This is a genomic window from Vibrio sp. Isolate34 (genome assembly GCF_022397915.1).
GTDB lineage: Bacteria > Pseudomonadota > Gammaproteobacteria > Enterobacterales > Vibrionaceae > Vibrio.
The window spans coordinates 1-873 of sequence record NZ_JAKEUO010000057.1; the positions used below are offsets into that span (position 1 = coordinate 1).

The window sequence follows — 873 nt, forward strand, 5'->3', positions numbered from 1 at the left end:
CCTCGGGGTACTTAGATGTTTCAGTTCCCCCGGTTTGCCTCCTGTTGCTATGTATTCACAACAGGATACTTACTTATGTAAGTGGGTTTCCCCATTCAGGAATCCCAGACTTAAAGGTTATTACTACCTAATCTGGGCTTATCGCAAGTTATTACGCCTTTCATCGCCTCTGACTGCCAAGGCATCCACCGTGTACGCTTAGTCACTTAACCATACAACCCGAAAGGGTCTCTGTTTTACTTTCACTTTCCTTTTTATTTTCACTTTTAAAAAGTGAAGACAAACAGGAGTGAAAACAAACTAGTATGGCAACTAACCAAGGTTTTTGGTTGTCATTAAGAAGGGTTAATTCTCAATAACTGTTTGCCGGACTCAATATGAATCAAACTAGGTTTGATTCGAATACAAGACACTTGAATGTGTTTGTTGTGTTTATACTGTTCTTATTAAATAAGAGCAGATAAACATTGAGAACTTTTAAATTTGATTAACTTAATCACAGCCTTGAGCTGTTTGATTTCACTTTTTAAAGTGAAAACCAATTAAGTAATCAGTCAGCTTTCCAAATTGTTAAAGAGCTTGATTTCTTTCGAAACCATTTTTAAAGATTCTTAGGGAAAAACCCTTAAAGATGGTGGAGCTATGCGGGATCGAACCGCAGACCTCCTGCGTGCAAGGCAGGCGCTCTCCCAGCTGAGCTATAGCCCCATCTAGGTCGATATTGGTGGGTCTGAGTGGACTTGAACCACCGACCTCCCGCTTATCAGGCGAGCGCTCTAACCAGCTGAGCTACAGACCCAATATCGTCTCTTAACTTTTCTAAACCTAATCAATCTGTGTGGACACTTATCGTGAATATCTTCGTATAAGGAG

At 40.5% G+C, this 873-nt stretch carries 2 tRNA genes and 1 rRNA gene; all 3 read right to left on the minus strand.

Annotated elements, in window-relative coordinates:
• Positions 1–212 (minus strand): 23S ribosomal RNA (locus L1D22_RS22180); the annotation flags it as partial.
• 420 nt (positions 213–632) lie between these two features.
• Positions 633–708: transfer RNA gene (locus L1D22_RS22185), tRNA-Ala, on the minus strand.
• Between the two features lie 14 nt (positions 709–722).
• A tRNA-Ile gene (locus L1D22_RS22190) sits at positions 723–799 on the minus strand.
• Between the last annotated feature and the right edge of the window lie 74 nt (positions 800–873).